This window comes from Kitasatospora sp. NPDC094019 (assembly GCF_044764505.1).
In the GTDB taxonomy this organism is placed as follows: Bacteria; Actinomycetota; Actinomycetes; order Streptomycetales; family Streptomycetaceae; genus Kitasatospora.
Window position 1 is genome coordinate 324,787 of the sequence record NZ_JBIWIF010000004.1, and the last position, 25,964, is coordinate 350,750.

A 25,964-nucleotide genomic window follows, 5' to 3' on the forward strand; every position below is an offset into this window, starting at 1 on the left:
TCGTCCACAGCCTGTGGACGACGCGGGCCGCCGGACGACCGGCCGAGGGTCGGTCGGCCGAGGGTCAGGCGGAGGCGTCGTCCAGCAGCGCGGTCTGCGCCGGGGTGAGCTCCAGCGCGGTGGCGGCCAGTAGCGGCGGGAGCTGGTCGACGGTGCGGGCACTGGCGATCGGGGCGGTGACGGTCGGCCTGGCGGCGAGCCAGGCCAGGGCGACGGTGGCGAGCTCGGCGCCGTGCTCGGCGGCGACGGTGTCCAGCGCCTCCAGGACCTTGGGGCCGCGCGGGTCGTCCAGGTAGCGGCCGGCCCCCACGGCGCGGGCGCTGCTCACCGCGGCGCCGCCCGGGCGGTACTTGCCGGTGAGGAAGCCCGAGGCCAGCGCGTAGTAGGGGAGGGTGGCGAGGCCGTGCGCGGCGACCACCTCGGCCAGCGGGCCCTCGAAGGTGTCGCGGGAGACCAGGTTGTAGCGCGGCTGGACGGCCACGTACTTCGCCAGGCCCTCGCGCTCGGCGAAGGCGAGGGCCTCGGCGAGCCGGTCGGCGCCGATGTTGGACGCGGCGACGGCGCGCACCTTGCCCTCGCGGACCAACGCGTCCAGGGCCGTGACGAACTCCTCCACCGGGGTGTCGTCGTCCTGGTGGGTGTAGTAGAGGTCGATGTGGTCGACGCCGAGACGGCGCAGCGAGCCCTCGGCGGAGGATTTGACGGTGGCCGCGCGCAGGCCGCGGGCCTCGGGGTGCAGGCCGACCTTGGTGGCGACCACGACGGAGTCGCGGTTGCCGCGGCTGCGCAGCCACTTCCCTATGATCGCCTCGGACTCGCCGCCGGTGTTGCCCGGAACCCAGGAGGAGTAGGTGTCGGCGGTGTCCAGGAAGTTGCCGCCGGCCGCGGCGTAGGCGTCGAGGACGGCGAAGGACTCGGCCTCGTCGGCGGTCCAGCCGAAGACGTTGCCGCCGAGGGAGAGCGGGAACACCGAGAGCTCGGAGTCGCCGAGCTGCGCGTAACGGGGGGCGTCGCTGCGGGAATCGGTCATGGGCCGAGTCAACCCGATCGGAGGGGCGGGCATTCCGGGGTCGTGGGGGACTTCACATGCTTGTCGCACAGTCGTAGCGCCGAGACCGGGTGTCGTGGCGGTCCGCGGATTGGTTAGAGTCCCTGCCATGGCTGACAACGACTACGACCCCGCCGGCAGCACCCAGATGTTCCGGGCCTTCGTCGACGAGACCCCGGCACCCCAGGCGCCGGGCTCCGTCAACACCTACGGCGCCAGCGGCGGCCGCACGGGCAAGGTCGCGGCGATCGCCGTGGCCGTGCTCGTGGTGCTGGGCGCCGTCATCTGGCTGGCGGTCAAGTAACCCTCGTGACGGGTCGCCTGGCGGCCCGGCGGCCGTACGGCCGCCGGACCTGCGTCAGCAGGGCTTCCGCCAGGCGTCCAGTTCGAGCTTCTTCTGCATCGAGCTGAAGCCCAGGGCCTTCGTCTTCGCGCAGAAGCGGTCCGTGCCGAGCTTGTACTCGACGTGGAACACCGCCTTGCCCGCCTGGATGAACGGCGAGAGGCGGCCGCACTCGTCGAACTGCGCGCACTCCTCGTTCACCGCGAAGTCGAAGTCGCCCAGCAGGGCGGGGATCTGGTCCAGATCGTTCTTCAGACCGATCGCCAGGCCGCGTTCGTGGGCGAGCGTGGCGAGCATGCGGTTGTAGCGGAGCTGGTCGTCCGCGGTCAGCGGGAAGCCGCTGTTCTGGTTGTACGCCTCGATGGTGTCGGGTTCGACGGCGTCGAAGCCCTTCTGCCGGCACATGTCGAAGCGGGCCGCCATCAGCGGCCGCAGCTGGTCGAGCTTGCGGATGTCGAACCACTTCTCGCCCTTCCAGCCGTTGCCCGAGCCCTGGAGGGCCTGGGCGAAGGCGGCGGCGTCGGGGCGGAAGTCCTCCCAGGAACCGGCGTTGATGTAGCAGATCACCTTGCGGCCCTTGGCGTGCAGCGCGGCGACCACGGCGGCGTCGGTCTCGAAGCCGTCGATGTCGTAGACCGGGACGTCGACGGACTGGTCCACGCCGCCGCCGAGCTGCCACTGCCAGGCGAGGCCGGGCGTGGGCTGCCAGCGGGCTCCGGCGGGTGCGGCCGGCGTGCCGGGCGCGGCCGGAGTGCCCGGGGTGCCGGGGACGGCCGGAGTACCGGGGGTGCCGGGTCCGGTCGGGGTGCCCGGCGTGACCGGGCGGCCCGGAGTGGCGGGCGTGCCGGGTGTCCCCGGGGTACCGGGCGGGACCGTCGGCGTGCCGGGAGCCGGCACCGTCGGCGAGTCCGGGGCGGCGGGGGAGGTGGACGTGGCGTCCGGGGTGCCGGGGGTGCCCGGCACGGGGGCGGCGGTGGCCGCCGGGGGCTGCGCGCCGGTGGCGTCGGCCGAGGGGTCGTCCTCGTCCTCCGAGCCCGAACTGCTGCACGAGGTCGCCAGCAGGGCGACGGCGGTGGCGAGGGCGAGGGCGGCGGCCAGGGGCCGGGTGCGGCGGGTCACGGTGCTCGAACTCCGGGTGGGGTCAGGTGGGTTCGGTGACGGGCCGACCGGCGGTCAGCTCGTGCGGCAGGGTGCGCCAGGGGTTGTCCCCGGTGCCCGGCACGGCGCAGCCGACGCCGGCCCGGCGGGCGGCGATCAGCGCGGCCGCCTCCCCGGAGCGTTCGGCGGGCACGTCGTAGACCAGGTGGCAGAACCGGGCGGCGGCGTGCCGACCGGTCCACAGCGGCAGGGCCAGCTCCTGGTACGCCGTCCAGTCGCCCTCGAAGGTGACCAGCAGGTCGGCCAGGCCGACCTCGGCGTACCCGGGGTCCGGGTGGTCCCCGTGGCCGAACACGACTGTGGTGCAGCCGGCGGCGCGGGCCGCGGTCGCGAGGCGCCGGTAGTGCGGCAGCGCGCCGGGCGCGGCCGACACCTGGTCGAGGTAGACGCCGGTGATGCCGTGGCGCTGACGGTACGTCAGGATGTCGCTCACCACGGCGGCGTGCGGTCGGCGGCCGTAGTCGGTGTCGGCGTAGCCGAGCAGTGGCAGCCCGGCCGCGCGGAGCTCCTCCGCGGCCTCGGCGAACACGTGGTCGGGGTCGCCCGGCCCGTCGGCGAGGTTGAGCACGACGGCGGCGATCCGCCGCGGGTCGGCGGCGGCGACCGCCTGCCAGGCCGCCGGGTCCACCGCGGGGTGGACGTACAGCGGCACCAGCAGGCGGCCGTCGTGGTGGCTCGCGCCCGTCATGCGGTGACCAGCGGTTCGGTGGAGAGCCAGAGGTCGCGCAGGGTCTCGTCGAGACCGGTCTCCGGGTGCCAGCCGAGCGCCCCGGCGGCGGCCGACACGTCGGCCTGCTGCCAGGAGACGGCGGCGGAGCGCTCGGAACCCGCTCCGCTCTCGTCGATCCGGCCGGTGAATCCGGCGGCCGCGACCAGACCCTCGGCGATCGCCCGGACCGGCCGGGCCCGCCCGGAGGCCAGGTTGAGCAGCCGGGGCAGCGGACCCTCGGCGGCCACCGCGAGGGCGACCGCGCGGGCGATGTCCCGGGCGTCGACGAAGTCGCGGTGGGCCGAGAGGTCCCCGACCCGCACGACGCCGTCGGTGCCCTCCGGCGCGGCCCGGCGCAGCTCGGCGGCGAGCCGGCCGGGCAGCGAACCGGCCGGGGCGCCGGGGCCGACCGGGTTGAACACCCGGAGCACCACGGCGTCCAGCGGCGAACCGGCCACCGCGAGGGAGCCGGCCAGCTTGGTGGCGCCGTAGACGCCGACCGGGCGGGCGTCGGCGTCCTCGGCGAGCGAGCTGCCGGGGGCGCAGACGCCGTACTCGCCGGCCGAGCCGATGTGCACCAGCCGGGCCTTCGGGGCGCCCTGTTCGAGCGCCTCGCAGAGCACGGCCGGGCCGCGGGCGTTGACCTCGGCGAGCTTGACGGCGCTGCCGGCCACCGCGCCCGCGAAGTTGACCACCGCGTCCGGGGCGTGCGCGGCCAGTTCCTCGCCGAGCGGGCCGGCCTGGGCGGTGGCCAGGTCGAGCCGCAGGTCGTGGTCCGGCCGCCGTCCGGCGGTCAGCACGGTGGCACCCGGCAGGGACCGCAGGGCGGTGGCGGCGTGGCGGCCGAGGAAGCCGTCGGCGCCGAGCAGGAGAATCCTCACGCGGCCCGTCCGTCGTTCTCGGGGCCGGTCGGTACCGCCGCGGCCGGCTGCCCGTCGGCGTCGACGGCGGTGCGGGGGGCGGGGACCGGGTGGTCCTGGCCGTTCGGCACCGCGTACAGGCCCTCTCCCGCGGCAGGAGCGGCGGCGGCCGGCCCGTCCGGGAGCAGCAGCGAGCGGTTGAGCGGGAACTCGGCGTTGGCCCGGTCGTAGTCGTCCGGGCGGCCGATGTCGAGCCAGTAGCCGTCGAACTCGTAGGCGGACGGCGGGGTCTTCGCGGCCAGCAGGTCCAGCACCAGCTCGTCGAACCCCAGCGGCAGACCCGGGGTGTACTTGGCGAGCGCGGTGCGGGAGACGCCGTACACGCCCATCGAGACCCGGTAGTCGATGCTCGGCTTCTCCTGGAACCCGGTGATGGCACCGTCCTCGGCGGTCAGCACGCCGAAGTCGATCTTCACCTGACGGGCGTAGGTGGCGATGGTGAGCGGGGCCCCGGACGACTCGTGGTGCTTGAGCACCCCGGCGAAGTCCAGGTCGGTGAGGACGTCGCCGTTCATCACCAGGAAGTTGTCCGGCAGTCGGTCCTGCATGGTGAGCAGCGGACCGAGGGTGCCCAGCGGGCTGTCCTCGACCGCGTAGCCGACCCGCAGCCCCCACTGGGAGCCGTTGCCGACGTAGGCGCGGATGATGTGGCCGAGATGGCCGATGGCCAGGGTGACGCTCTGGAAGCCCGCCGCGGCGAGCTGGCGCATCACGATCTCCAGGATCGCGTGCTGGTCGCCGATCGGGACGAGCGGCTTGGGAAGCGCGGTGGTGTACGGGCGGAGTCGAACGCCCTTACCGCCGGCGAGGATCACTGCGTGCATGGTGGTTCCCCCACGGAAGTCGGTGCGACAAGGGGCCTTCGGTGCCGGAGCGGACGGAAGGCGGGACCGGGTCAGACGTTGTAGATGTCGGTCTTGTAGCGGGCCAGGTTCGACGGGTCGCGGAAGAACTCGATGGTCTGCTCCAGGCCCTCTTCGAGGGAGTACTGCGGGGTCCAGCCGGTGGCGGCGCGCAGCCGGGAGGCGTCCGCGACCAGGCGCATGACCTCGGAGTTGGTCGGGCGGATGCGCTGCTCGTCCTCCTTGACCGTGACGTCGACGCCCATCAGCTTGCCGACCAGGGTGACCAGGTCGCCGACCGAGATCTCGCCGCCGGTGCCGGCGTTGAAGGTGCGGCCGACGACGGCCTCCGCGGGGGCGGTGCCGACGGTGCGGAAGGCCAGCGCGGTGTCCTTGACGAACATGAAGTCGCGGGTCGGGCGCAGGTCGCCGAGGGTGATCTCGGTCTCGCCGGCCGCGAGCTGGGCGATCACGGTCGAAATGACGGCACGCATCGACTGGCGCGGGCCGAAGGTGTTGAACGGGCGCAGGGTGACGACCGGGGTCTCGAAGCTGGCGTGGTAGCTGTCGGCCAGCCGGTCCCCGCCGGCCTTGGAGGCGGCGTACGGGGACTGGGTGTTGATCGGGTGGTCCTCGGAGATCGGCACGGTCTGCGCGGTGCCGTAGGTCTCGCTGGTCGAGGTGTGCACCAGACGGGGGATGTCCAGGTGGCGCACGGCCTCCAGGACGTTCAGGGTGCCGGTGACGTTGGTCTCGATGTACGAGTGCGGGGCCTGGTAGGAGTAGGGGATCGCGATCAGGGCGGCCAGGTGGTAGACCGCCTCGGTGCCCTTCACCAGGCCGTTCACGGAGCCGGGGTCGCGGACGTCGCCGAGGACGATCTCGACGGAGTCCAGCACCTCCTTGGAGAGGGTCTCCAGCCAGCCGAAGGACGAGAACGAGTTGTACTGGACCATCGCGCGGACATGGTGCCCGTCGGCGACCAGGGCTTCGACGAGGTGGGAGCCGATGAAGCCCTCGGCTCCGGTGACGGCGACGCTGCTCATGGTGATTCGCTTCCTGTGTCTTTCGGGGACGTGTACTGCACGGACCGGCCGGGTGCGATGACGGTGTGGTGACCCGGCCGGAGGTGGTTCGGTCGGTACTGGTTCCGTGGTGCGCTGTTCAGCTGTGCGGCGGTGCCTGTTCAGCGGTGCGGGTTCAGCGGGCTCCGCGTCAGCGGTGCCTGGTGGTGCGGCCGAGCACGGGCCCGGCGATGGCGGTGAGGACGGCCGCCGCGGCCCCGCAGCCGATCAGCTGCAGGACGGTGGGGTCCGCACCGGTCAGCAGTCCGGCGCACTCGGCGCCCGCGGCTGCCAGACAGATGAGGGCGGTGCTCCAGCTGAGCCCGAAGGCGTTCAGCAGCAGCGCCAGCCAGAGCGAGCCGCCCAGCAGCAGCAGCGCGCCGAGCTCCGGGACGCCCAGCGCGGGGGCGCCGGGCCAGAGCACGGTGGCGGCGGCGTCGAGGGCGGCCACGGTGGTGAGGTAGATGAAGAGGCAGCCGAGCAGCACTCCGCCGGTGCGGCGGGCGAACTCGACCGGGGTGTGACTGGTGCGCAGCGCGGCCACGGCCATCGCCCGGTAGCGGAAGAGCAGCCACTCGGCGAGCCCGAGGCTCAGCGTCAGGGCGATCATGGCCGGCCCCGTCGGGCTGGTCGAGACGCCCTCGGCGCTGCCGGTGCGCACCGCCTGGTGCACGGTGACACCGAGTCCGGCGATCAGGGTCAGGGTGCCGACCGCGAGTCCGAACAGCAGGTGCGGGAGCTCCTTGGCCAGCGGCAGCCGCAGCGGGACCGGCTCGGCCTCGCCGCGTCGGCAGCGCAGCAGCTCCCGGGCGGCGAGCCAGACCGCCAGTCCGAGCGAGGCCAGCAGCACCGCGGTGCGGACGACCTGCGGCACGTCGACGGCGAGCACGACCCCCGCTCCGACGGCCGACGGCGCCAGCGCCAGCAGCAGGAACTTCTCCCGGCCGAGCACCAGCAGCACGGTGGCCGCCGCGAGGTAGCCGGACTGCCCGGCGGCGAAGCACAGCGCGCCCAGTGGTCCGCCGACGACGTAGCCGGCGCCGGCGGCGGTCAGCGCGCCGAGCGGCGCCCCGATCGCCAGACAGGTCGCGGCCGACCGCCGCCGCCCCCGGCCCAGCCAGGCGTAGGAGCGGTGGGCCAGGGCCTGGTTCCAGGACCAGCTGACCAGGGTCGCGACGGACAGCGCGAGCATGCCCGAGGGCAGTCCGAAGCGCATCCGGTCGGCGGCGAAGAGGTTGGCGCCGAGCAGGTAGCCGAGGCCGGGCAGGGCGAAGACCAGGCCGCGCACGACGCACCGCCACGGATCGGCCCGCCACGGGTTGGCGAACTCGGCACTCGGGCCGGGGTAACGGCGCTCGACCCGTTCGAACAGCTCCTCGGCGAGGGTGAAGGAGTCGGGGCGACCGTACAGCAGGGCCGCCTGCTCGTCGGACAGGCCGTCGGACTCCAGGATGGCCGCGATCTCGTAGGGGTGGACCGCGTCCGAGCAGATGTCGCGCAGCCGGTCGGCGAGTTCGTCCAGCGGGTCGGCCGAGAGGTGGAGCTGGTCCGGCACCGCCGGGCTCTGCTCCGGCAGGGTCGGGCGGCGTCGCTTGAGCGGCAGCACCCGCAACTGGACGGTCTCGTCGACCGCCTCGTCGGGAACAAGACGGAGAGGACCACTCACGCGGTCACCTCGCTGCGCTCGGAGAGACCGGCGTCCTGCTCCCAGTCCGGCTCCGGCGGGCCGTCGGTGACGGCGACCACGCCCTCGGGGAGCCAGCGGGCGGTGCCCAGCAGCTCGGTGTAGATGCCGCGGAAGCCGTCGATGTTCTGGCGGAGCGTGAACTGGTCGATCACCCGCAGCCGGGCCTGCTCGCCGAGCCGGGCCCGGCGCTCCGCGTCGCGCAGCAGCTCGATCGCGGCCGCTGCCATCGGCTCGGGCTCGCGCGGGGGGACGACCAGGCCGGTGTCACCGACCGCCTCGCGCACACCGCCGACGTCGGTCGAGACGGTGGCGCGGCCGCAGGACATCGCTTCGATCAGGGTGAACGGGAAGCCCTCGCTGATCGAGGAGAGCATCACCACGTTCCCGGCCGCGTACGCGTCGGTGATGTCCGCGACCCGGCCCTCGAAGATCACCGAGTCCGCGGTGCCGAGCTCGGCGGCGAGGGCCTCGCACTTCTCGCGGTACGCCTCGCCGCCCTTGGGCGTGCCACCGAACAGCCGCAGCCGGGCGTCGGGTATCTCGCGCCGCACGATGGCGAACGCGCGTATCAGCGTCTCCAGGTCCTTGATCGGGTCGACCCGGCCGGCCCAGCTGAGCGTCGGGGTCTCCGGCTCGGGCCCGGCCGGCGGGAAGGCCGCCGGGTCGACGCCGTTGTACACGGTGCGGATGTGAGTGGAGGGGGTGCCGCCGCGCTCCTCCCAGCGCCGGTTGTACCGGTTGCCGGGGGTGACCAGCGCGGCCCGCCGGTAGCTCTCCTCGGCCAGCATCCGGTAGAAGCCGAGCAGCAGTGCCTTGACCGGCCAGCGGTACGGACCGGTGCGGTAGCCGAGGTAGCGCTCGCGCAGGTAGATGCCGTGCTCGGTCAGCAGAAACGGTACGCCGTACTGCTGCGAGGCGATCAGGCCCGGCAGCGTGGCGAGGCCGCCGCTGGCGGCGTGCGCCACGCCGTCGCGCGGCGGCTCGACCGAGAGCGGACGCAGGGCGTGCTCCAGCAGGTCGGTGGCGTTCAGCGCGTCGTGCATGGTGGGCCGGGAGACGGCGGTGGAGAGGTAGTCGCGGGTCCACACGTGCTGGAGGGTCCGCAGGGCGCGCTCGCTGCGCAGCGCCGGGCTGAGCAGCCCGCGCCGGGCGAGGTCGGCGAAGCCGTACAGCTCGGTGCCGAAGTGGGTGGTGTAGACCGGGTCCAGGATGGAGTGCAGGAAGCGCTCGTAGGCGTTCAGGAAACGGCGCATCTCCTTGCCGCGCGGTGCCTTGGCCTCCGAGGCCGGGCCCCACAGCGGTGCCGTGGTGACCGACCGCACGTTGGCGGGAAGCTCCCAGGCCAGTGCTTCGTGGCCGGTACCGGTGACGGCGACGATGTCGAACTCGACGTCCGGCATGCCCTGTACGAGTTGGTCGCACCAGACACTCACGCCGCCGTGCTGGTGCGGGTACGTCCCCTCGGTGAGCAGGGTGACGCGCATTTCTGTCCCCCCTCCTGTTCTTGCCTCAAGCGCCCGGCCGTGTCGGCCGGTGGGTGGTGCCGGTGGCGGGCCGGGGGAGCCGACCCGCCACCGGGTTCACCTGTCTAGCGGGTGCCGGGAGTACCGGCGTTCTTCTTCACGGTTTCGGTCTTCCCCCCGGAGACCTTGCCGTGCGGTGCGGTGTCGCCCTTGCCGGCGGCCTTCCCGGTGGTACCGGTCGCCTTACCAGCAGTGGTACCAGCAGCGGCGTTCTTGCCCGCCACCGGGGCCCCACTACCGGGGACGAGGGTCGGCGCGTCGGTGCGGTCGGTGTCGCCCGGACCGGCCGGGACGGCGTCCGCGGTGCCCTGCGGAACGACCTTGGTGTCGGCCGGCGCCGGGGCCACGACGGACTTGGCCGCGACCGACGGGCTGGTGCCGGCCGGAGCGGCCGGGACGGCCGCCGAGGCGAGCTGCAGCTGGACCGAGCTCTGCAGCTGGCCGGGCTTGACCCAGCCGGACAGCGAGCCCGCGTAGGCGGTGCCGAACGCGGCGGTGCCGATCGCGAGCTGCTGGACCGTGCCGGTCGGCATGGTGGCCTGGACCTGGACGCCCGACGGGGCGGTGACCCGGACCGTGTCGCCGACGCGGTAGGCGGTGACCTGGCCGGCGGTGACGGCGTTGCTCCAGGCCGCGCGGCGCTGGAACTCCAGACCGAGGTCCTTCTGCGCCAGGTTCACGACCGGGGTGTTGTCCGCGTGCAGCGAGCGGTAGGTCGAGAGGACCTTCTCCAGCACCGGGTAGACGATCCGGTCCTCGGACAGGTTCGACTGGTGGATGAAGTGCGGCCGCGGGTCGTTGTTCAGCACGTGGCCGAGGTCGATCCGGGCCTCCAGCGGCACGATGTACGACTGGTAGCCGGTGTTCACGTCGAGCGGGGTGGGCAGGCAGGTGGAGTTGGCGTTGTTCTCACAGACGCCGCTGCCACCGTTGGCCACACTGGTGTAGATCCAGTTGTACTCGTCGGTCTCCTCCTTCGCCGTGGCGGCGTTGTAGAAGACGTTCATCGGGTAGCGCGGAACGGTCAGCGCCGCGCCGACGGCCCGCTGGGCGGACTCGCGGGAGGCGTCGCTGGCGGTCCACTTGACCCCGTTGGCGGCCAGCGACGGGGCCAGGTACGGGTTGTCGCTGGTCTCCTGCGGCGCGGTCAGCAGACCGGAGTGCTCGCCGGTGACGAGCTCGCTCTTGTCCAGCTGCAGGCCCCGCGCGGCCGCCCAGTCCAGGTTGTTCTTGATCTGGGAGGTGATGGTGGCCTGGTCGACCCAGACGGTGCTGCCCGCGGCGTTCTTGGTGCACTTCCACGGGACCACCGTGACGTCCTGGAGGCAGCCCAGGTACGGGTGGGTGTAGGTGTGGTTGACCCACCGGTAGCTGCTCTGGTCGGCGATCATCTGGTCGACCACCGGGTCGGTGGTCGTCTCGTGGTCGGCCTTCCAGTCCTCGCTGCCGCCGCCGTTGAACACCATGTCCATGGTGAAGTTGTTGGCGGTCTGCCACTGCTTGGCGTACTGCGCGTCGGCGACCGTCATCCGGATCGGATTGGCGGTCTCCGGGGTGCCGGGCGGGCAGGTGACGTCACCGGGGGTGCACTTCAGCACCGTGTCCCAGCGGTCGTCGGCCAGGAAGACGTCGTCGACGTGGGCCGCGAAGTAGTTGCGGTCGTAGCCGAGGTGGACGCCCTGGGTGATCCAGTCGACGATGCCGCGGGCCAGCAGCCGGTACTGCTGCTGGTACTGGTTGTAGACGAAGGTGACGACGAGTTCCTTGCGGCCGTCGTGCGCGTACTCGCCGACCAGCGAGCCCTTGGCCGTGCTGCCGGGGATCGGCACCTCGACCAGCGGCGTGAACGTGGAACCGGCCGGCAGGTCGGTCCGCGGGGTGGACAGGTAGCCGTAGCTCTCGGAGATGGCCGGGTCGTTGTCCTCGAAGGGTATGGTGCCCTTGAGGTACCCGAACGATCCGCCCAGGCCAGTGGTGGTGACCTGGCCCTGGAAGCCGTCCAGGGTGCCCATGTACCCGGGGTTGACGGCCCAGTTCAGGCCGACGTCGGGGCGGGCGTAGGTGTACGCGTCGACCTGGCGGACGCCGAACGCCGCCTCGTAGGTGGCGATCGCGGCCATCTCGGCCGAGCCGGCCGTGAACGGGTTGTCGTTGGGCAGGACGATGCCCTGGTACTTGCCGCGCGGCTGGCCGTTCAGCGTGTCGCTGAGGAAGGCCGCGTCGATCACCGGACGCCCGGCGTCGTTGAGATCGACGAGCTTGTACGGGGTGCCCTGGCTCTTGAGTTCGGCCGCGATGGCGGCTGTGGCCGGACCGCCGTCACTGATCACCAGGACGGTGAGGTCGATCCGGGGCGCGGTGGTGGCGGCGTGCGCGAGGGACGACTGCAGGCCACCGGCCAGCAGAACGGCTGCCGCGCAGGCGGCAACTCTTCGGGTCGCTCGACCCATGTTGTCTTTCCTCCCCTGGGCAGGGCGCTCCGCTGCTCGCGTTCACCTGCCCTGTAGCTGTTCGAGGGCAGCAGGCTGCCCGGCGCCCATCCTGGTGGAACTTGCGTTCCTGGCGGGACCGAATGGGCAGGAGTGCAGCGAATCTGTTACCAACGTTCATGGTCGGGCCATGAGCGCGCTGATTGTGGCCGAAACCGTACCGGCTGCGCAAATAATCAATTAAAAATTAAAACCCTGGAACCGAGCGTTACCGCTGATCACCCATCGTGTGACCAGGTGGATGAACCGGACCCTACACTGGCCGCGTTGCCCGTGACACTCTCGCACATCCTGCCGTTTTGATGGGCAGGTTCATGCAATATCGCTCACGGTTGTGCCATGTCACCGTCCGAATATCCAATGGGGGTCGCAGCGTGACCGATCAGCCGACCGGGGCCGCCGATATCCCGGCCGCCCGCAGCCTGGGCCTGTTCGGCGCCGTCAATGCCCGCGACCTCGGCGGCTACCGCACGGCCGAGGGGACGGTGCTCCGGGCCGGCGTCGCGCTGCGCAGCGACGGGCTCCACCGCCTGACCGACGAGGACCTCGGGCGGCTGGCCGGGCTGGGCCCGCTCCGCATCGTCGACCTGCGCAGCGGCGACGAGGTCCGCGACGCGGGGGCGGACCGGACGGCCGACGGTATGACCTCGCATCACCTGCCGGTCTTCGCGGCGCACTTCGACATCCACGCGACACTGCGCTCGGCGCTGGCCGATCCGGATCCGGCCGGGCAGCGCGCCCTGCTCGGGGACGGCCGGGCCGGGGCCATGATGACCGGCCTCTACCGGTGGTTCGTCACCGATTCCATTGCCCGCGAACAATTCGCCCGGGTGCTGCGGCTGCTGGCCGAGCCGGGTGCCGCGCCGGTGCTGTTCCACTGCTCGGCCGGAAAGGACCGGACGGGGTGGACGGCGGCGGTACTGCTGACCGCTCTGGGGGTGGACCGGGAAACGGTGTTCACGGATTATCTGCTCACCAACGAGCGTTCCGCCGCCGTGGTCGGGACCGTCCTGGAGAGCCTGCGGGCCGGCGGTCTGATGAGCGAGCCGGAGCTGCTGCTTCCGGTCCTCCGGGCCGAGCGGCACTACCTGGAGGCGGCCTTCGAGGAGGTCGCGGCCGGCTGGCCGGACTTCGACGCGTTCTGGGCGGACGGACTCGGGCTGGACCAGGGCGTGCTGGCGGGCCTGCGGGCCAATCTGCTGGACGCCGGGGCCCCGTCGGACCTGGTGGCCCCGGTGGGCGCGACGGCTCCGCGGACGGCTCCGCAGGCGGCATCGTAGGGTGGCTTCGCAGGTGTTCCCGTGAGCGTTGCTCGGGAGCTTGGAGGCGCCTTGCGGCGCCCGGGGCGGGGCCCCGGGCCGCCCGGCTCACCCCTCGGTGGTCAGTCCCTGGCGCAGCTGGGTGAGGGTCTTGGTGAGCAGCCGGGAGACGTGCATCTGGGAGATGCCGATCTCCTCGCCGATCTGGGACTGCGTCAGATTGCCGAAGAACCGCAGCATGATGATCCGGCGCTCGCGCGGCGGCAGCTTGGCCAGCAGCGGCTTGAGCGACTCCCGGTACTCCACGCCCTCCAGCGCGAGGTCCTCGTAGCCGAGCCGGTCGGCCAGCGGGCCCTCGCCGTCCTCGTCGCTCGGGCTGGAGTCGAGCGAGCTCGCGGTGTAGGCGTTCCCGACCGCCAGGCCCTCCACCACGTCCTCCTCGCTGACACCGAGGCAGGTGGCCAGCTCGGCGACGGTCGGGGAGCGGTCGAGCCGCTGGGCGAGGTCGTCGCCGGCCTTGGTGAGCGCCAGCCGCAGTTCCTGGAGGCGCCGGGGCACCCGCACCGACCAGCTGGTGTCGCGGAAGAAGCGCTTGATCTCGCCGACCACCGTCGGCATCGCGAAGGTCGGGAACTCGACCCCGCGCTCCGGGTCGAAGCGGTCGATCGCCTTGATCAGGCCGATCGTGCCGACCTGGACGATGTCCTCCATCGGCTCGTTGCGGCTGCGGAACCGCGCCGAGGCGTAGCGGACCAGCGGCAGATTGAGCTCGATGAGGGTGTCGCGGACGTAGGTGTGCTCCGCGCTGCCCGGGGCGAGGGCGCCCAGCCGCAGGAACAGCGAACGGGAGAGCGTCCGGGTGTCGAGCGCGGCGTCCGGCGCGGTGGCCGGCCCGGCCCCGGCGCCGGGCCCGGTGTCCGGTGCCGCCCCGGAGCCGGCCGTGGTGTCCGGCGCCGTTCCGGAGTCCGGCGCTGTCCCGGCCCGCTGGAGCGGGATCTGCGCGGCGGAGGCCGCTTCAGCGTGGATCTCCGCAGTGCCCAGGTCTCCGGACATGCACCCACCCCCTCGTGACTGACGGTCCAACGGGTGCCGCCGGGGGAACGTTCCCGTCTCCCGGCCGGCCCTCTTCCCCCCTGCATACCGGCTCACGCTCCCCGGCAAACCCGAACGTCGCAAGATGTCACGCGGCGGTGACGCCGCGTCGTCGGGCCGTGACGCGGCGGACCGGTCAGTCGTCCCAGGAGTTGCCGGTCCTGAGCCTGGTCAGGATCCGGGACAGCAGCCGGGAGACGTGCATCTGGGACATCCCCAGCTCGGTGCTGATCTGCGACTGGGTCAGGTTGGCGAAGAAGCGCAGCATGACGATCCGTCGCTCCCGCTCGGGCAGCTGCACCAGCAGGTGGCGGACCATGTCCCGGTGCTCGACCTCGGCCAGCGCGGAGTCCTCGTAGCCGAGCCGGTCGAGCAGGGCCAGGCCGCCCTCGTGCTCCTGGGCGGCCTCCAGGGAGGCCGCGTTGTAGGCCCGCCCGGCGTCCAGGCAGGCCCGGACGTCCTCCTCGGGGATGCGCAGGCTGGCGGCGATCTCCGGCACCTTGGGAGTCCGGCCGTGGACCACGGTGAGCTCCTCCATGGCCCCGCTGACCTGGACCCAGAGTTCCTGGAGCCGGCGCGGAACGTGCATGGTGCGGACGTTGTCGCGGAAGTAGCGCTTGATCTCGCCGAGGATGGTCGGCAGCGCGTAGGTGGGGAACTGCACGCCGCGGCCGGGGTCGAACCGGTCGATGGCGTTGATCAGGCCGATCGTGCCGACCTGGACGACGTCCTCCATCGGCTCGCTGCGGCTGCGGAAGCGGGTGGCGGCGTACCGGACCAGCGGGATGTTCGCCTCGATCAGCGCCGCCCGGACGCGTTCCCGCTCCGGGGCGTCGGGGGGCAGTTCGGCGAGCCGCTCGAACAGCACCCGGGTGAGGGTCCGGATGTCGACGGCGGGACGCCCGCCGGGGCCGCGCAGGCCGTCCGGGCGGAGCTCGCCGGCCGGGCCGATCACGGTGGCGAGCACCTCGTCGTCCGGTGCGCTCCCTGGTGTCCGCACGGACACGTCACCCCTCCCAATGTCGACAACGGTGGGACCTGCGGCCGAGGGTCCCGTCTCGCTCACCACCTCGCCATGTCCGGCAAAACCGGTCATAGCATCACAAGGCGGGCGCATGTCGGGCAAGTACCGCGCGGAGGTGTGTTGATGCGGCGCCCGGCGCCGACCGGTCCCGCCGGGGGCTCGGCGGGGGATCAGCGGGGGCTCGGCGGGGCGTAGGCGGAGATCGTTCCGGGACAGAGCAAGGCGCCCCGCCCGGGTGTCGGGCGGGGCGCCGCGGGCCGTCCGGGGGACGCGCCGGCCGGGGCCGGGGCGTCCGCCGGACGGGCCGCCGGGGTCAGACCTCGATGTCGGCGATCACCCAGGTGGCGAACTCGCGCCACTGGGCGGCCGCGGCCTGGTGGGCCGGGTGGGTGAGGTACGCCTGGAGGGCCTCGCGGTCCTCGACCAGGCTGTTGATGGCGTAGTCGTGGGCGATGTCACGGTCGGTGGTGTTCCAGCCGCACTCCCACTCGCGCAGCTCGGGGACGACCGGGCCGAGCTCGGCGAAGGCCCGGGCGCCGGCGAGCGCGCGCTCGTCGTCCTTGCCGATGCCTTCGTTGAGCTTGAACAGGACCAGGTGGCGGATCACGGTGCCGCTCCTCGCGGACGGGGTCGGATGTCGGGCCCACCGTAGCCGGTGGGGCCCGGCCTACTTCACCAGGCCGGTCATGAACGTCCCGATCGCCTTGGCGGCGTTGGAGATGCCTTCGAAGCCCAACTGCACCAGCTCGGCCGAGCGGGCCGGCGAGGTGATGATCGTGTAGAGCACGAAGATGAGCAGGAGGACCATTCCGATCTTCTTCGCCTGCGCCATCCGGTGACCTTCCTCCCTGCTGTGGGCCGCCGTCCTCCGGTCCCCGAGCGGCCCGTGCAACGGGCAGCTTATCCACCCGGACGGTCTATCAAGTGAGCGACGCGTTCACCCGGCGGGACGAAGGTCCCCGCGACAGGGGCCTTTCTCCGGGTGCCGGGGCCGGTCGCGGACGGCAGGATGGGTGATGTACCGAGGATCTGGCAGGAATCACCGGTACGTGGATCCGGGGCCCCCGCTGTGGGACCGGGCGCTGCGACTTCCCCCCGACGCGGCTCCCGGTTGTGGGACCCCGCCGGGGGAGCGGTCAGTCCCCCCGAGCCGCTCCCCCCTTCCAGGCTCCGTACTCGACAGGCGTTGGTGGTCATCGGCCGACGGGTACGGAGCCCTTTTTCATGCCCGGGGCCGGGTCCGCGCCGGTCGGAGGGCGCCCCGCTCGCCCCCGGCGCGCGGAAACGCCGAGGGCCCGTCCGGTTCAACCGGACGAGCCCTCGGTCTTGCTGGCGGTAGCGGTGGGATTCGAACCCACGGTGAAGTTGCCCCCACACACGCTTTCGAGGCGTGCTCCTTTGGCCGCTCGGACACGCTACCGAGGGGAACTCTACCGGACGGGTGGCGCGGGGACGAAATCCGTATCGGGGGCCGTCGGCGCCGGTGGATCAGCGGTGGGTGTCGAAGAAGGCGCGGAGCTGCTCGCCGCATTCGTCGGCGAGGACGCCCGGGATCACCTCGGGGCGGTGGTTGAGCCGCCGGTCGCGCATCACGTCGAAGAGCGAGCCGGCCGCGCCGGCCTTCTCGTCGAGGGCGCCGTAGACCACGCGGTCGATCCGGGAGAGCACGATCGCGCCCGCGCACATGGTGCAGGGCTCCAGGGTGACGACGAGGGTGCAGCCGCTCAGCCGCCATTCGCCGACCCTGCGCGCGGCCTCGCGGACCGCCACCACCTCGGCGTGGCCGGTCGGGTCGCCGACGGCCTCGCGCACGTTGTGGCCCCGGCCGAGGATCTCGCCGTCCGGGCCGAGGACGAGGGCCCCGACCGGGACGTCCCCGGCGGCCGGCGCCAGGGCGGCCTCGGCGATGGCGAGACGCATCGGCGCCGCCCAGCGGTCGCGGACCGGGTCGGGGCGGACGGGGGCGGGCAACGGCGGGATCGGGAGGGCGGACTGCATGGCATCCAGTGTCCGGCACGGTGCGGGCCGGGCGGTCCGGGTGGTGGACACGGGGTGTTATCGGACGGCCTCCAGGACCTCGCCGCAGCCGAGCGCCTCGGCGATCTCCTCCAGGGCGTCACCGGGCACCGCGCCCTCGCCGCTGAGGGACAGCAGGGCGTCCGCGGCGAGTCCGAACTCGGTCAGCAGATGGGCGTCGCCGAGCGGGCCGACCGGGACCCCGCCGTGGCCCTCGCCGTCCTCGTCGTCGTTCTGCTCGGCGGCCTCGGCCTCCTCCTCCAGCTCGGCGACCAGGTTGTCGAGGTCGCCGAACTCGCTCTCACCGGCCTGGTCCACCAGTTCGTCGGTGAGTACCGAGCCGTAGGAGCTGCGGGCGGCGGCGGCGCCGTCCGACACGAAGATCCGCGGGTCCTCCTCGCCGTCCACCCGGACGATGGCGAACCAGGCGTCCTCCTGTTCGATGAAGACCAGGACGCTGTCGTCGTCCTGGGCCGCCTCGCGGGCCAGTTCGGCCAGGTCGGCGAGGGTTTCGACGTCGTCGAGTTCCGTCTCGCCCACATCCCACCCGTCCTCGGTGCGAGCAAGCACTGCAGCGAAGTACGCCACCAGGGACACTCCCAAGATCTCGTCTCGGCTGTCGGCGCGCTCGGGCGACGCGGAACTGGCCGCCCCCGCGCCAGAGGCGGTCCGCTGTTCGGACCGTCCCATCGGAATCGTGACAGAAAGCCAGGCTCTGCGGGGGGTGTTCTGCAGCGCGTCTTTGCAGGTCGTGTCGGAAGGGTTGGCCGCCGGACGGTGTACGGCGACCGGGTGGCAGCGGGACTGTGGAGAACCTGTGGAGGGCCCGTCAGATCCGGAAGGTTCGCATCCGCATCGCTTCGCGCATCCGGCGTTCCTTGGTGCGGCGGGGTTGGACCCGCTCGCGCAGTTCGCGCGCCTCGGTGAGCTCGCGCAGGAAGACAGTGCGGCGCCTGCGGCGCTCCGCCTCGGTCTCCGGGCGGTCCGGGGGCGGGCCCGAGAGGCCGCCCGACGAGGTCGGGGCCTCGTCCGCCGAGCCGTTCCCGGGGTTCGGGTTGCTCGTCATAGGACCTGACTTTCCCAGATCGGCCGGGTTGATACCACAGGAGGCCGTTCCGTCCGGACATTCGCGGTGCGTCACCGCGCGTCACGGCAGAGTGAGCACCGGACGGCGCGGCGCGCGGCGCCGCCTGGCACGGCGTGTCGTACGGGCGTCCGGGCGCGGGCTAACCTCGACGCATGCGGATCCACGTCGTCGACCACCCCCTGGTCGCCCACAAGCTCTCCACCCTGCGCGACGAGCGCACCGACTCGCCGACCTTCCGTCGTCTGACCGACGAGCTGGTGACCCTCCTCGCGTACGAGGCCACCCGGGACGTCCGCACCGAGGAGGTGGAGATCACCACCCCGGTGGCCGTCACCACCGGTACCCGGCTGTCCTACCCGCGCCCGCTGGTGGTGCCGATCCTGCGGGCCGGCCTCGGCATGCTGGACGGCATGACCCGGCTGCTGCCGACCGCCGAGGTCGGGTTCCTGGGCATGGTGCGCAACGAGGAGACCCTGGAAGCCTCCACGTACGCCACCCGGATGCCGGACGACCTGTCCGGCCGCCAGGTGTACGTGCTGGACCCGATGCTGGCCACCGGCGGCACCCTGGTCGCGGCGATCCGGATGCTGATCGAGCGCGGCGCGACCGATGTCACCGCCGTCGTGCTGCTGGCCGCCCCGGAGGGCGTCGCGGTGATGGAGCGCGAGTTGTCCGGCCTGCCGGTCACCGTGGTGACCGCGGCCGTCGACGAGCGGCTGAACGAGAACGGCTACATCGTGCCGGGCCTCGGCGACGCGGGCGACCGCCTGTACGGCACGGCGGGCTGAGCCCCTCCGCACTCCTCCGGCGCCGTCCGGAACCCGTCCCGACACGCGGACGCGACGGAGCCCCCCGGTGGTGAACCGGGGGGCTCCGTCGCGTCCGCGTGTCCGGGGCTCGCCCCCGTGCGGCTCAGCAGCTGCCGGTGCTGCTCGGGGCGGGGACCGGCCGGGTGGCCAGGGCCAGCGCGGCGGCGGCCTGGGTGTCGTCGAGCAGCGTGTTGTAGCTGTCGCCGATGACGAAGTCCACGGTGCCGTCGGTCCGGGCGTCGGCGGTGCTGGTGGCACCGGCGATCACCGAGCCGACCAGGGTGGCCGCTCCGGCGCCGGTCGGGCCGGCGACCACCTGGGCGGTGCCGGGCACCTTCTTGTCCAGCTCCGCCGGGGCGTTGCCGACCTTGCCGATGGTGAAGCCGCGCTTCTTCAGCTCCTCGGCGGTGCGGGCCGCCAGGCCCGCCTTGGCGGTCGCGTTGTAGACGTTCACGGTGACGGCCGCGGGCTGCGGGACCGCCGCGGGATCGATCGGGGCGGTGGCCGAGCCGGGGACGGTCGGCGCCTCCGGGGTCGGGGCGGCCAGCGGTTTGCCGGAGGGTCCGGCGCAAGCCTGGGCGGAGGCGTTCTTGCCCTTGCCGCTGAAGATGTCCCAGAGCTGGACGCCGCCGAGTCCGATCAGCGCCAGTGCGAGCAGCGCGCCGAGCAGGGCGAAGACCTTGCGGCTCTTCTTCGGTGGACGGCCCAGCCGCGGATACGCGTTGCCGGTGATCCGGTACTGCTTCCCCTTCAAACCTTGGGGAGTCAACATGCTCACGGTTTGTCTCCCCCTCGTGCCGGGGCGGGGATCGGGTGACGGTGGGCACGGCGTCGCGGGAAGGCGATCGCGGCCGTAGTCAGCAGATTAGTGCCGTACAGCGGTGAAGGTACTAAACGATCATCATCCGGAGTACTCCGAGACCCGAATGGCGGCACCCGGGGACGAACGGACCGCCCCCCGGTACTGACCGGGGGGCGGTCCGACACGTGCGGCCGGGTGGACCGGCCCGGTGGTCATTCCATTTCGAGGACACGGGCGTGCAGCACCTGGCGCTGCTGGAGCGCGGCGCGGACGGCCCGGTGAAGTCCGTCCTCCAGGTACAGGTCGCCGTGCCACTTCACGACATGCGCGAAGAGGTCCCCGTAGAAGGTGGAGTCCTCCGCCAGGAGGGTCTCCAGGTCCAGTTGTCCCTTGGTGGTCACCAACTGGTCGAGTCGCACCGGGCGCGGGGCGACGTCCGCCCACTGGCGGGTGCTGGTACGGCCGTGATCCGGGTACGGCCGACCATTGCCGATGCGCTTGAAGATCACACGGAAAGCCTACCGTTTGGGCGGCGGATGGCCCAGCAGCCGTGGCGTCGCCACGCGCACCGGTGCGAGCTGCGGGCGGAGGATTGCGGCTGTTTCATGGGAAATGTCGTGTAGATCCCCAGGGATCGAATCCCGTTCCTGCGGCCCGCGGGGCCGCCGCACCGCCCGGGAGGGTGCCCGATGTCCGATCCCGTTCCGTCCGCCGTCCGGGAGATCGCCGACGGGTACGCCTTCACCGGGCCCGTGCTGGACCTCGGCGCGGTGCTGCTGGACGGCACCGCGTACGCCGGGGCCCCGGTGCGGCTGCCGCTCGCGGTGCTCAACCGGCACGGGCTGGTGGCGGGGGCCACCGGCACCGGCAAGACCAAGACCCTCCAGCTGATCGCCGAGCAGCTCTCCGCCCAGGGCGTGCCGGTGTTCCTCGCCGACATCAAGGGCGACGTCTCCGGGGTGGCCGCGCCCGGCGAACCGGGGGAGCGGACCGCCGCCCGCGCCGCCGAGGTGGGCCAGGACTGGCAGCCGCGCGGCTGCCCGGCCGAGTTCTACGCGCTCGGCGGCCTGGGCACCGGCATTCCGCTCCGGGCGACCGTGACCAGTTTCGGTCCGCTGCTGCTGGCCAAGGTGCTGGACCTGAACGAGACCCAGGAGTCCTCGCTCGGCCTGGTCTTCCACTACGCCGACCGCAACGGTCTGGAGCTGTACGACCTCAAGGACCTCACGGCGGTCATCACCTTCCTCACCTCGCCCGAGGGCAAGGAGGAGCTGAAGGGCATCGGCGGCATCTCCGCCGCCACCGCCGGGGTGATCCTGCGCTCGCTCACCCTGCTGGAGAACGAGGGGGCGGGGGCGTTCTTCGGCGAGCCCGAGTTCGACACCGCCGAACTGCTGCGGACGGCGGACGGGGGCGCGGGCGTGGTCTCGGTGCTGGAGCTGCCGGCGGTGCAGGACCGGCCGCGGCTGTTCTCGACCTTCCTGATGTGGCTGCTCGCCGACCTCTACCAGGAGCTGCCGGAGGTCGGGGACCTCGACCGGCCGAAGCTGGTGTTCTTCTTCGACGAGGCGCACCTGCTGTTCAAGGGCGCCTCCAGAGCCTTCCTGGAGGCGATCACCCAGACCGTCCGGCTGATCCGTTCGAAGGGCGTCGGCATCTTCTTCGTCACCCAGACGCCGAAGGACGTGCCGGCCGACGTGCTGGCGCAGCTGGGCAACCGGGTGCAGCACGCGCTGCGGGCGTTCACCCCGGACGACGCCAAGGCGCTGAAGGCGACCGTCTCGACCTTCCCGAAGTCGACCGCCTACGACCTGGGGGAGGTGCTGACCTCGCTCGGGACCGGCGAGGCGGTGGTCACGGTGCTGTCCGAGAAGGGCGCGCCGACGCCGGTGGCGGCGACCAGGCTGCGGGCGCCGCAGTCGCTGATGGGGCCGATCGGGCCGGCGGCGTTGCAGGCCGCGGTGGACGGGTCGGCGCTGGTCGGGAAGTACCGGGACGCGATCGACCGGGAGTCGGCGTACGAGAAGCTGGCGGCGCGGGCGGCCCGGCCGGAGGCGGAGCCGGTGCCGGACCCGGCTCCGGCGCCCACGGACGGCGGGGAGCCGGTGCGGGAGCGGGCGCCGGGGCGGGCCCAGGAGCGGGAGCAGGAGGGCGGTGGGCTGCTCGGGGCGCTGATGAGCAACCCGGTGCTCAAGTCCTTCGCCCGGTCCGCGGGGACGCAGCTCGGGCGGGAGATCTCCCGGAGCCTGTTCGGCACCTCCCGACGGCGGCGGTGACCCGGTGCCGGTGGTCGGGGGCCGGTGAGGGGCCTCAGGACAGGGCGGCGCCGATCCGGTCCAGCGAGGACAGCCGCATCAGGCCGTAGTGGTAGAACTCGACCTCCGGCACCCCCAGGCCGCGCAGCACGGCGATCTTGGCGGCGAGGTTCTCCGCTCCGTCGCAGTCGGAGGCCATCGGCCGCAGGATCACCGCCATGTCCTGCGGGCGCACCCCGTGCAGGGCGAAGGCGGCGACCTTTTCGCGGACCGCCTCGGGCGTGCGGGCGTAGCCGAGCGTCTCGATCTGGTGGGCGGCCTTCGCCAGGCCCGGCAGGTCGATCCCGGACAGCCAGCCGGTGCCCGGTCCGCCGCCGTCCATGAAGCTCAGCCGCATGCCGTGGCGGGTCGCCTCCTCGGCCAGTTCGGCGGCCAGGGAGGTCACCGTCGCGGCCGAGGCGTCCACGTACGCGGCGACCGCGCCGTCCGCCAGCTCGTCCAGCGCGGCCGGCTCGGCGGCCGCCGCCTCGTCGGCCAGCCGGCGGCGGAGCTCGGCGCGGACCGTCGCGGCCACCTCCTCGGCGGGGACGCCCGCGCGGACGGCGGCGGCCCGGCAGTGCGCGCAGAAGCAGAGCCCGAGCAGCGCCTCGGCGGCCGGGCCCAGCTCCTCGAAGTAGCGCTCGTGGTGGTAGCCGTGGCGCAGGCCGTGGAAGTGCAGCGACTCCGCCCGGATCGCGTCCACGCCGTACCGGGCCAGTTCGGTGACCAGGGTGCGGGCGTACTCGCGGACCTCCGGGTGGGCCGGGCACAGCTCGGTGAGGTGCCGGTCGCCGAAGGCGTTGGCGGGGGCGCAGTCCGGGTGCTCGAAGCCGAGCCGGTCGTTGTGGCAGAAGACCGTCCACGCGTGCAGCTTCAGACCGCGCCGGCGGGCCTCCCCGGAAGCCTCGGCGAAGGGGTCGCGGTCGCCGATCGCGGTGGACGGCGCGGGCCGCAGCCGACGGCCGGACCAGCGGGCCGGGTCGGGCCGGAAGTACGCCGCGCCCGGCTCCAGGTAGCGGATCACCCGGCGGGGGTTGTGCGGGAAGACGTCACGGGCCTCGTGGTAGACCGAGGCGAGGGTGACACCGCCGACCCCGGCCCGGTCGGCGAGGTTGCCGAAGAAGGTGTCGGCGCCCTCGTCGAGGAGGTCGGTGGCGAAGGCGAGGACGGACGACTCCACGGTGCGGCTCCGGAGCAGGGGGCGGGTGCTCGCCCACGCTAACCGGCGGGGTGCGGAATGGTCTATACCTGGCTGCGGTGGCGCGCCGGGGGCGCCCGCCCGGGGCCGGGGGTCAGATGCCCAGGTCGTCGAGTTCCTTGAGCAGCGCGGAGGCCGGGCCGCTGGGGGCGGCGCCCGCGGCGGGAGCGGGGGCGGCCGGCGCCCGCCGGGTCCCGCGGTCGCGCAGCAGCCAGGCGCCGAGGAGCCCGCCGACCAGTCCGCCCAGGTGGCCCAGCCAGCTGACCCCCTGGGCGCCCGGCAGCACGCCCAGCAGGAGGTAGGAGTAGAGCGCGGCGACGACCACGCCGATCACCGTGTCCAGCGGGTTGCGGTCGAAGATCCCGCGCAGCACCACATAGCCGAAGTACCCGTAGACCACGCCGCTGGCGCCCGCCGTGACGGCGTCCGGACGCTCGAACCACCAGACCGCCAGCCCGCTGGACAGCACGATCAGCGCGGTCGCGAGCAGGAAGCGCCGCATGCCCCGGTACGCGGCCAGGAAGCCGAACGCGAACAGCGGCCAGGAGTTGGCCTCGACGTGCTCCCAGCCGAAGTGCAGGAACGGCATGGTGAGCAGGTCGGGCAGCTCGTCGAGCCGGCCCGAACTCATGCCGTACTCGTACGAGAGCCGGTAGTCGTCCAGCCAGTTCGCCACCTGGACGGCCCAGATGACCGCCAGCACGCCGAGCATCGTGAACAGCGCGGTACGGGAGTCACGGAGCGGTCGGGCGAATCGCGGAGCCATGCTCCGACTGTAGGGCCGGGCCGGGGGGTTGGTCACCCCACTAAGGTGAATCCTGTCCCACGGTCCGCGTGTCCGGACCCGGGCCCCCCTTTCCCGCCGTGCCGAGAGGTGACCCTCCATGAGTGTGCGTCCGCCGCTGCCGTACGAATTCCTGCCGCAGGTGCCGTCCTTCGAGCTGACCAGTGAGGACATCGCCGAAGGCGGCACGCTGGCCGAGGAGTTCATCCACGCCGGGGGCAACCGGTCGCCGCAGCTGGCCTGGTCGGGTCTGCCCGAGGGCACCCGCTCGATCGCCGTCACCTGCTACGACCCGGACGCGCCGACCGGCTCCGGCTGGTGGCACTGGCTGGCCCTCGGCCTGCCCGCCGACACCGCCGGGCTGGCCCGCGGCGCCGGGGCCTCCGACGGCGACCTGCCGGGCGAGCGCTCCTTCCACGGGCGCAACGACTTCCCGGGCAACCAGTACGACGGCGCCGCTCCGCCGCCCGGGCACGCGCACCGCTACGCCTTCGCCGTGCACGCGCTCGACGTGGACGCCCTGGACGTCACGGCCGACACCCCGGCGGCCCAGATCGGCTTCCACATCACCTTCCACACCCTGGCGCGGGCCGTGCTCACCGCCGAGTTCGGGGTCTGAGGACCGCCGCCCCGGAACGTCGCCGACGTCGCCGCCGCCCGTTGACCCGCGGGCGGCGGCGACGTTCGTTTCCGGGCCCTCTCGGCTCGGGCCCGGTCCGGTCCCCGGTTCAGTCCCCGGTTCAGTCCCCGGTGCGGTCCCCCGTCCCGGCCGGGGCGGCGGCGCGGTCGGCGCGGTCGGCGAGGGTGCGCAGCAGGGTGCGCAGCTCGGGCGGCGAGTGGACCTCGAAGTCGCAGCCGGCCATCAGCAGGCGCATCGCCAGCCAGTCCAGGGAGTCGGTGCGGGAGCGCACCCGGCAGGTGTGCTCGTCGACCGGTTCCACCTCGGTGTCGCCGTAGCCGCCCAGGCGCTGCCGGGCGTCCTCGGCGGAGAGGCGCAGGGTGGCGTCCAGGGTGTGGGCGGAGGACTCCCGGCGGAGCTTGCTCGCGACGTACGCGGCGGCGTCCTCGGCCGGGAGCGGGCGCGGGGTGAAGCGGGCGCCGGTGGCGAACGGGTCGCTGACCCGGTCCACCCGGAACAGCCGCCAGTCGTCCCGGTCGAGGTCGAAGCCGACCAGGTACCAGCGGCGGCCGGCCGACACCAGGCGTTCCGGCTCGACCTGGCGGCGGGTCTCGGCGCCGTTGCCGGCCCGGTAGCCGAAGCGCAGGCGCTCGTGGTTGGCGACGGCGTTGGCCATCACGGTGAGGTCCTCCGGGTCGACGGTCGGGCCGTCCCCGCCGAGCAGCGGGAGGGTGGCCCGGTCGAGGGTGGAGACCCGGTGGCGGAGCCGGGAGGGCAGCACCTGGAGCAGCTTGCCGAGGGCGCGCACCGATGCCTCCTCGATGCCGACCACGGCGTGTCCGGCGGCGGCGCGCAGGCCGACCGCGATCGCCACCGCCTCCTCGTCGTCCAGCAGCAGTGGCGGCATCGCGGTGCCCGCGACCAGCCGGTAGCCGCCGACCGGGCCCATCGCGGCCTCGACCGGGTAGCCGAGCTCGCGGAGCCGGTCGATGTCGCGGCGGATGGTGCGGGGGCTGACGCGGAGCCGTTCGGCGAGCTCGCTGCCGGGCCACTCGCGCGGGGTCTGGAGCAGGGACAGCAGGCTGAGGAGTCGTGCCGGGGTGTCGGTCATGGGGTCCAGGGTGCCGGAAGTCGCGGCCAGGATCTGACCTACATGCTTCCTAATGTGGTCCACGTGCTGATGACGAACGGCGACGA

The 25,964-nt window shown here is 73.0% G+C and carries 25 protein-coding genes, 1 tRNA gene and 1 pseudogene; 5 read left to right on the forward strand and 22 right to left on the reverse strand.

Annotated features, from left to right (window positions below):
- Positions 1–64: 64 nt before the first annotated feature.
- A complete protein-coding gene (locus ACIQ9P_RS11545) occupies positions 65–1,030 on the reverse strand; it encodes an aldo/keto reductase (RefSeq protein WP_402353432.1) in 966 nt (321 codons plus the stop codon).
- 127 nt (positions 1,031–1,157) lie between these two features.
- Between ACIQ9P_RS11545 and ACIQ9P_RS11550 the strand changes: the two genes are divergently transcribed.
- Positions 1,158–1,352, forward strand: coding sequence for a hypothetical protein (locus ACIQ9P_RS11550; RefSeq protein ID WP_402353435.1), 195 nt, complete (start codon positions 1,158–1,160; stop codon positions 1,350–1,352).
- A gap of 54 nt (positions 1,353–1,406) precedes the next feature.
- On the opposite strand, the gene ACIQ9P_RS11555 is transcribed toward ACIQ9P_RS11550, so the two are convergent.
- The 8 genes and pseudogenes from ACIQ9P_RS11555 to ACIQ9P_RS11590 form a co-directional block, all read right to left on the reverse strand.
- Positions 1,407–2,288: an endo alpha-1,4 polygalactosaminidase gene (locus tag ACIQ9P_RS11555; protein WP_402353914.1), complete on the reverse strand. Its 882-nt coding sequence runs from the start codon at positions 2,286–2,288 to the stop codon at positions 1,407–1,409.
- A gap of 244 nt (positions 2,289–2,532) precedes the next feature.
- Positions 2,533–3,237: a spherulation-specific family 4 protein gene (locus ACIQ9P_RS11560; protein WP_402353438.1), complete on the reverse strand. Its 705-nt coding sequence runs from the start codon at positions 3,235–3,237 to the stop codon at positions 2,533–2,535.
- Positions 3,234–4,139, reverse strand: a complete 906-nt coding sequence (locus ACIQ9P_RS11565; RefSeq protein WP_402353441.1) for an NAD-dependent epimerase/dehydratase family protein — start codon at positions 4,137–4,139, stop codon at positions 3,234–3,236. The genes ACIQ9P_RS11560 and ACIQ9P_RS11565 overlap by 4 nt, the downstream gene beginning before the upstream one ends.
- Before the next feature lie 161 nt (positions 4,140–4,300).
- A pseudogene (locus tag ACIQ9P_RS11570) lies at positions 4,301–5,002 on the reverse strand (NDP-sugar synthase); the annotation flags it as partial.
- 71 nt (positions 5,003–5,073) lie between these two features.
- On the reverse strand, positions 5,074–6,066 hold the full coding sequence (locus tag ACIQ9P_RS11575; protein WP_402353444.1) for an SDR family NAD(P)-dependent oxidoreductase: 993 nt from the start codon (positions 6,064–6,066) through the stop codon (positions 5,074–5,076).
- Positions 6,067–6,235: 169 nt separating this feature from the next.
- Positions 6,236–7,750, reverse strand: a complete 1,515-nt coding sequence (locus ACIQ9P_RS11580) for a hypothetical protein (protein WP_402353447.1) — start codon at positions 7,748–7,750, stop codon at positions 6,236–6,238.
- Positions 7,747–9,255 (reverse strand): GT4 family glycosyltransferase PelF, encoded by a 1,509-nt coding sequence (pelF, locus tag ACIQ9P_RS11585; protein WP_402353450.1) that lies wholly within the window; start codon positions 9,253–9,255, stop codon positions 7,747–7,749. The genes ACIQ9P_RS11580 and pelF overlap by 4 nt, the downstream gene beginning before the upstream one ends.
- A gap of 104 nt (positions 9,256–9,359) precedes the next feature.
- The gene (locus tag ACIQ9P_RS11590) at positions 9,360–11,744 is read right to left on the reverse strand and encodes a hypothetical protein (RefSeq protein ID WP_402353453.1); all 2,385 of its coding nucleotides are present in this window, start codon (positions 11,742–11,744) and stop codon (positions 9,360–9,362) included.
- A 413-nt stretch (positions 11,745–12,157) separates the two neighbouring features.
- Between ACIQ9P_RS11590 and ACIQ9P_RS11595 the strand changes: the two genes are divergently transcribed.
- A complete protein-coding gene (locus ACIQ9P_RS11595) occupies positions 12,158–13,063 on the forward strand; it encodes a tyrosine-protein phosphatase (protein WP_402353456.1) in 906 nt (301 codons plus the stop codon).
- Positions 13,064–13,150: 87 nt separating this feature from the next.
- Here the strand turns inward: ACIQ9P_RS11595 and ACIQ9P_RS11600 are convergent, their stop codons facing one another.
- The 8 genes from ACIQ9P_RS11600 to ACIQ9P_RS11635 all read right to left on the reverse strand — a co-directional run bounded on the left by ACIQ9P_RS11600 (position 13,151) and on the right by ACIQ9P_RS11635 (position 18,240).
- The gene (locus tag ACIQ9P_RS11600; protein WP_402353459.1) at positions 13,151–14,095 is read right to left on the reverse strand and encodes an RNA polymerase sigma factor SigF; all 945 of its coding nucleotides are present in this window, start codon (positions 14,093–14,095) and stop codon (positions 13,151–13,153) included.
- Between the two features lie 175 nt (positions 14,096–14,270).
- Positions 14,271–15,140 carry an RNA polymerase sigma factor SigF gene (locus ACIQ9P_RS11605; protein WP_402353462.1) on the reverse strand — a complete coding sequence of 290 codons (870 nt, stop codon included), beginning with the start codon at positions 15,138–15,140 and terminating at the stop codon, positions 14,271–14,273.
- 331 nt (positions 15,141–15,471) lie between these two features.
- On the reverse strand, positions 15,472–15,765 hold the full coding sequence (locus ACIQ9P_RS11610; protein WP_402353465.1) for a Dabb family protein: 294 nt from the start codon (positions 15,763–15,765) through the stop codon (positions 15,472–15,474).
- Between the two features lie 60 nt (positions 15,766–15,825).
- Complete coding sequence (locus tag ACIQ9P_RS11615) at positions 15,826–15,990, reverse strand: hypothetical protein (protein ID WP_402353467.1); 165 nt, start codon at positions 15,988–15,990, stop codon at positions 15,826–15,828.
- Positions 15,991–16,488: 498 nt separating this feature from the next.
- Positions 16,489–16,578: transfer RNA gene (locus ACIQ9P_RS11620), tRNA-Ser, on the reverse strand.
- A gap of 68 nt (positions 16,579–16,646) precedes the next feature.
- Entirely contained in the window at positions 16,647–17,156 is a 510-nt protein-coding gene (gene tadA / locus ACIQ9P_RS11625; protein ID WP_402353470.1) for a tRNA adenosine(34) deaminase TadA, read from the reverse strand.
- 57 nt (positions 17,157–17,213) lie between these two features.
- On the reverse strand, positions 17,214–17,714 hold the full coding sequence (locus tag ACIQ9P_RS11630; RefSeq protein ID WP_402353473.1) for a hypothetical protein: 501 nt from the start codon (positions 17,712–17,714) through the stop codon (positions 17,214–17,216).
- A gap of 289 nt (positions 17,715–18,003) precedes the next feature.
- On the reverse strand, positions 18,004–18,240 hold the full coding sequence (locus ACIQ9P_RS11635; protein ID WP_402353476.1) for a hypothetical protein: 237 nt from the start codon (positions 18,238–18,240) through the stop codon (positions 18,004–18,006).
- Between the two features lie 173 nt (positions 18,241–18,413).
- Here ACIQ9P_RS11635 and upp point away from each other — a divergent pair, with 173 nt between their 5' ends.
- The gene (upp, locus tag ACIQ9P_RS11640; protein ID WP_030392574.1) at positions 18,414–19,049 is read left to right on the forward strand and encodes a uracil phosphoribosyltransferase; all 636 of its coding nucleotides are present in this window, start codon (positions 18,414–18,416) and stop codon (positions 19,047–19,049) included.
- Between the two features lie 124 nt (positions 19,050–19,173).
- On the opposite strand, the gene ACIQ9P_RS11645 is transcribed toward upp, so the two are convergent.
- Together ACIQ9P_RS11645 and ACIQ9P_RS11650 are read right to left on the reverse strand one after the other, a co-directional pair.
- Entirely contained in the window at positions 19,174–19,824 is a 651-nt protein-coding gene (locus tag ACIQ9P_RS11645; protein ID WP_402353479.1) for a LytR C-terminal domain-containing protein, read from the reverse strand.
- Between the two features lie 260 nt (positions 19,825–20,084).
- Positions 20,085–20,381 carry a type II toxin-antitoxin system VapB family antitoxin gene (locus ACIQ9P_RS11650; protein ID WP_030061387.1) on the reverse strand — a complete coding sequence of 99 codons (297 nt, stop codon included), beginning with the start codon at positions 20,379–20,381 and terminating at the stop codon, positions 20,085–20,087.
- 180 nt (positions 20,382–20,561) lie between these two features.
- Here ACIQ9P_RS11650 and ACIQ9P_RS11655 point away from each other — a divergent pair, with 180 nt between their 5' ends.
- A complete protein-coding gene (locus ACIQ9P_RS11655) occupies positions 20,562–22,148 on the forward strand; it encodes a helicase HerA-like domain-containing protein (RefSeq protein ID WP_402353482.1) in 1,587 nt (528 codons plus the stop codon).
- A gap of 34 nt (positions 22,149–22,182) precedes the next feature.
- On the opposite strand, the gene ACIQ9P_RS11660 is transcribed toward ACIQ9P_RS11655, so the two are convergent.
- Together ACIQ9P_RS11660 and ACIQ9P_RS11665 are read right to left on the reverse strand one after the other, a co-directional pair.
- Entirely contained in the window at positions 22,183–23,346 is a 1,164-nt protein-coding gene (locus ACIQ9P_RS11660) for a hypothetical protein (protein ID WP_402353484.1), read from the reverse strand.
- Between the two features lie 112 nt (positions 23,347–23,458).
- The gene (locus ACIQ9P_RS11665; protein ID WP_402353487.1) at positions 23,459–24,130 is read right to left on the reverse strand and encodes a rhomboid family intramembrane serine protease; all 672 of its coding nucleotides are present in this window, start codon (positions 24,128–24,130) and stop codon (positions 23,459–23,461) included.
- Positions 24,131–24,248: 118 nt separating this feature from the next.
- Between ACIQ9P_RS11665 and ACIQ9P_RS11670 the strand changes: the two genes are divergently transcribed.
- Positions 24,249–24,767, forward strand: coding sequence for a YbhB/YbcL family Raf kinase inhibitor-like protein (locus tag ACIQ9P_RS11670; protein ID WP_402353490.1), 519 nt, complete (start codon positions 24,249–24,251; stop codon positions 24,765–24,767).
- Between the two features lie 121 nt (positions 24,768–24,888).
- Here the strand turns inward: ACIQ9P_RS11670 and ACIQ9P_RS11675 are convergent, their stop codons facing one another.
- Entirely contained in the window at positions 24,889–25,878 is a 990-nt protein-coding gene (locus ACIQ9P_RS11675; protein ID WP_402353493.1) for a helix-turn-helix transcriptional regulator, read from the reverse strand.
- Positions 25,879–25,964: the final 86 nt, after the last annotated feature.

Bases quoted from the DNA above. Each gene is read 5' to 3' on its own strand.
- tadA (WP_402353470.1), bottom strand. From the start codon at position 17,156: ATGCAGTCCGCCCTCCCGATCCCGCCGTTGCCCGCCCCCGTCCGCCCC.
- ACIQ9P_RS11655 (WP_402353482.1), top strand. From the start codon at position 20,562: ATGTCCGATCCCGTTCCGTCCGCCGTCCGGGAGATCGCCGACGGGTAC.
- ACIQ9P_RS11560 (WP_402353438.1), bottom strand. From the start codon at position 3,237: ATGACGGGCGCGAGCCACCACGACGGCCGCCTGCTGGTGCCGCTGTAC.
- ACIQ9P_RS11590 (WP_402353453.1), bottom strand. From the start codon at position 11,744: ATGGGTCGAGCGACCCGAAGAGTTGCCGCCTGCGCGGCAGCCGTTCTG.
- ACIQ9P_RS11635 (WP_402353476.1), bottom strand. From the start codon at position 18,240: ATGACGAGCAACCCGAACCCCGGGAACGGCTCGGCGGACGAGGCCCCG.
- ACIQ9P_RS11600 (WP_402353459.1), bottom strand. From the start codon at position 14,095: ATGTCCGGAGACCTGGGCACTGCGGAGATCCACGCTGAAGCGGCCTCC.
- ACIQ9P_RS11675 (WP_402353493.1), bottom strand. From the start codon at position 25,878: ATGACCGACACCCCGGCACGACTCCTCAGCCTGCTGTCCCTGCTCCAG.
- ACIQ9P_RS11665 (WP_402353487.1), bottom strand. From the start codon at position 24,130: ATGGCTCCGCGATTCGCCCGACCGCTCCGTGACTCCCGTACCGCGCTG.
- ACIQ9P_RS11575 (WP_402353444.1), bottom strand. From the start codon at position 6,066: ATGAGCAGCGTCGCCGTCACCGGAGCCGAGGGCTTCATCGGCTCCCAC.
- upp (WP_030392574.1), top strand. From the start codon at position 18,414: ATGCGGATCCACGTCGTCGACCACCCCCTGGTCGCCCACAAGCTCTCC.
- ACIQ9P_RS11545 (WP_402353432.1), bottom strand. From the start codon at position 1,030: ATGACCGATTCCCGCAGCGACGCCCCCCGTTACGCGCAGCTCGGCGAC.
- ACIQ9P_RS11670 (WP_402353490.1), top strand. From the start codon at position 24,249: ATGAGTGTGCGTCCGCCGCTGCCGTACGAATTCCTGCCGCAGGTGCCG.
- pelF (WP_402353450.1), bottom strand. From the start codon at position 9,255: ATGCGCGTCACCCTGCTCACCGAGGGGACGTACCCGCACCAGCACGGC.
- ACIQ9P_RS11550 (WP_402353435.1), top strand. From the start codon at position 1,158: ATGGCTGACAACGACTACGACCCCGCCGGCAGCACCCAGATGTTCCGG.
- ACIQ9P_RS11615 (WP_402353467.1), bottom strand. From the start codon at position 15,990: ATGGCGCAGGCGAAGAAGATCGGAATGGTCCTCCTGCTCATCTTCGTG.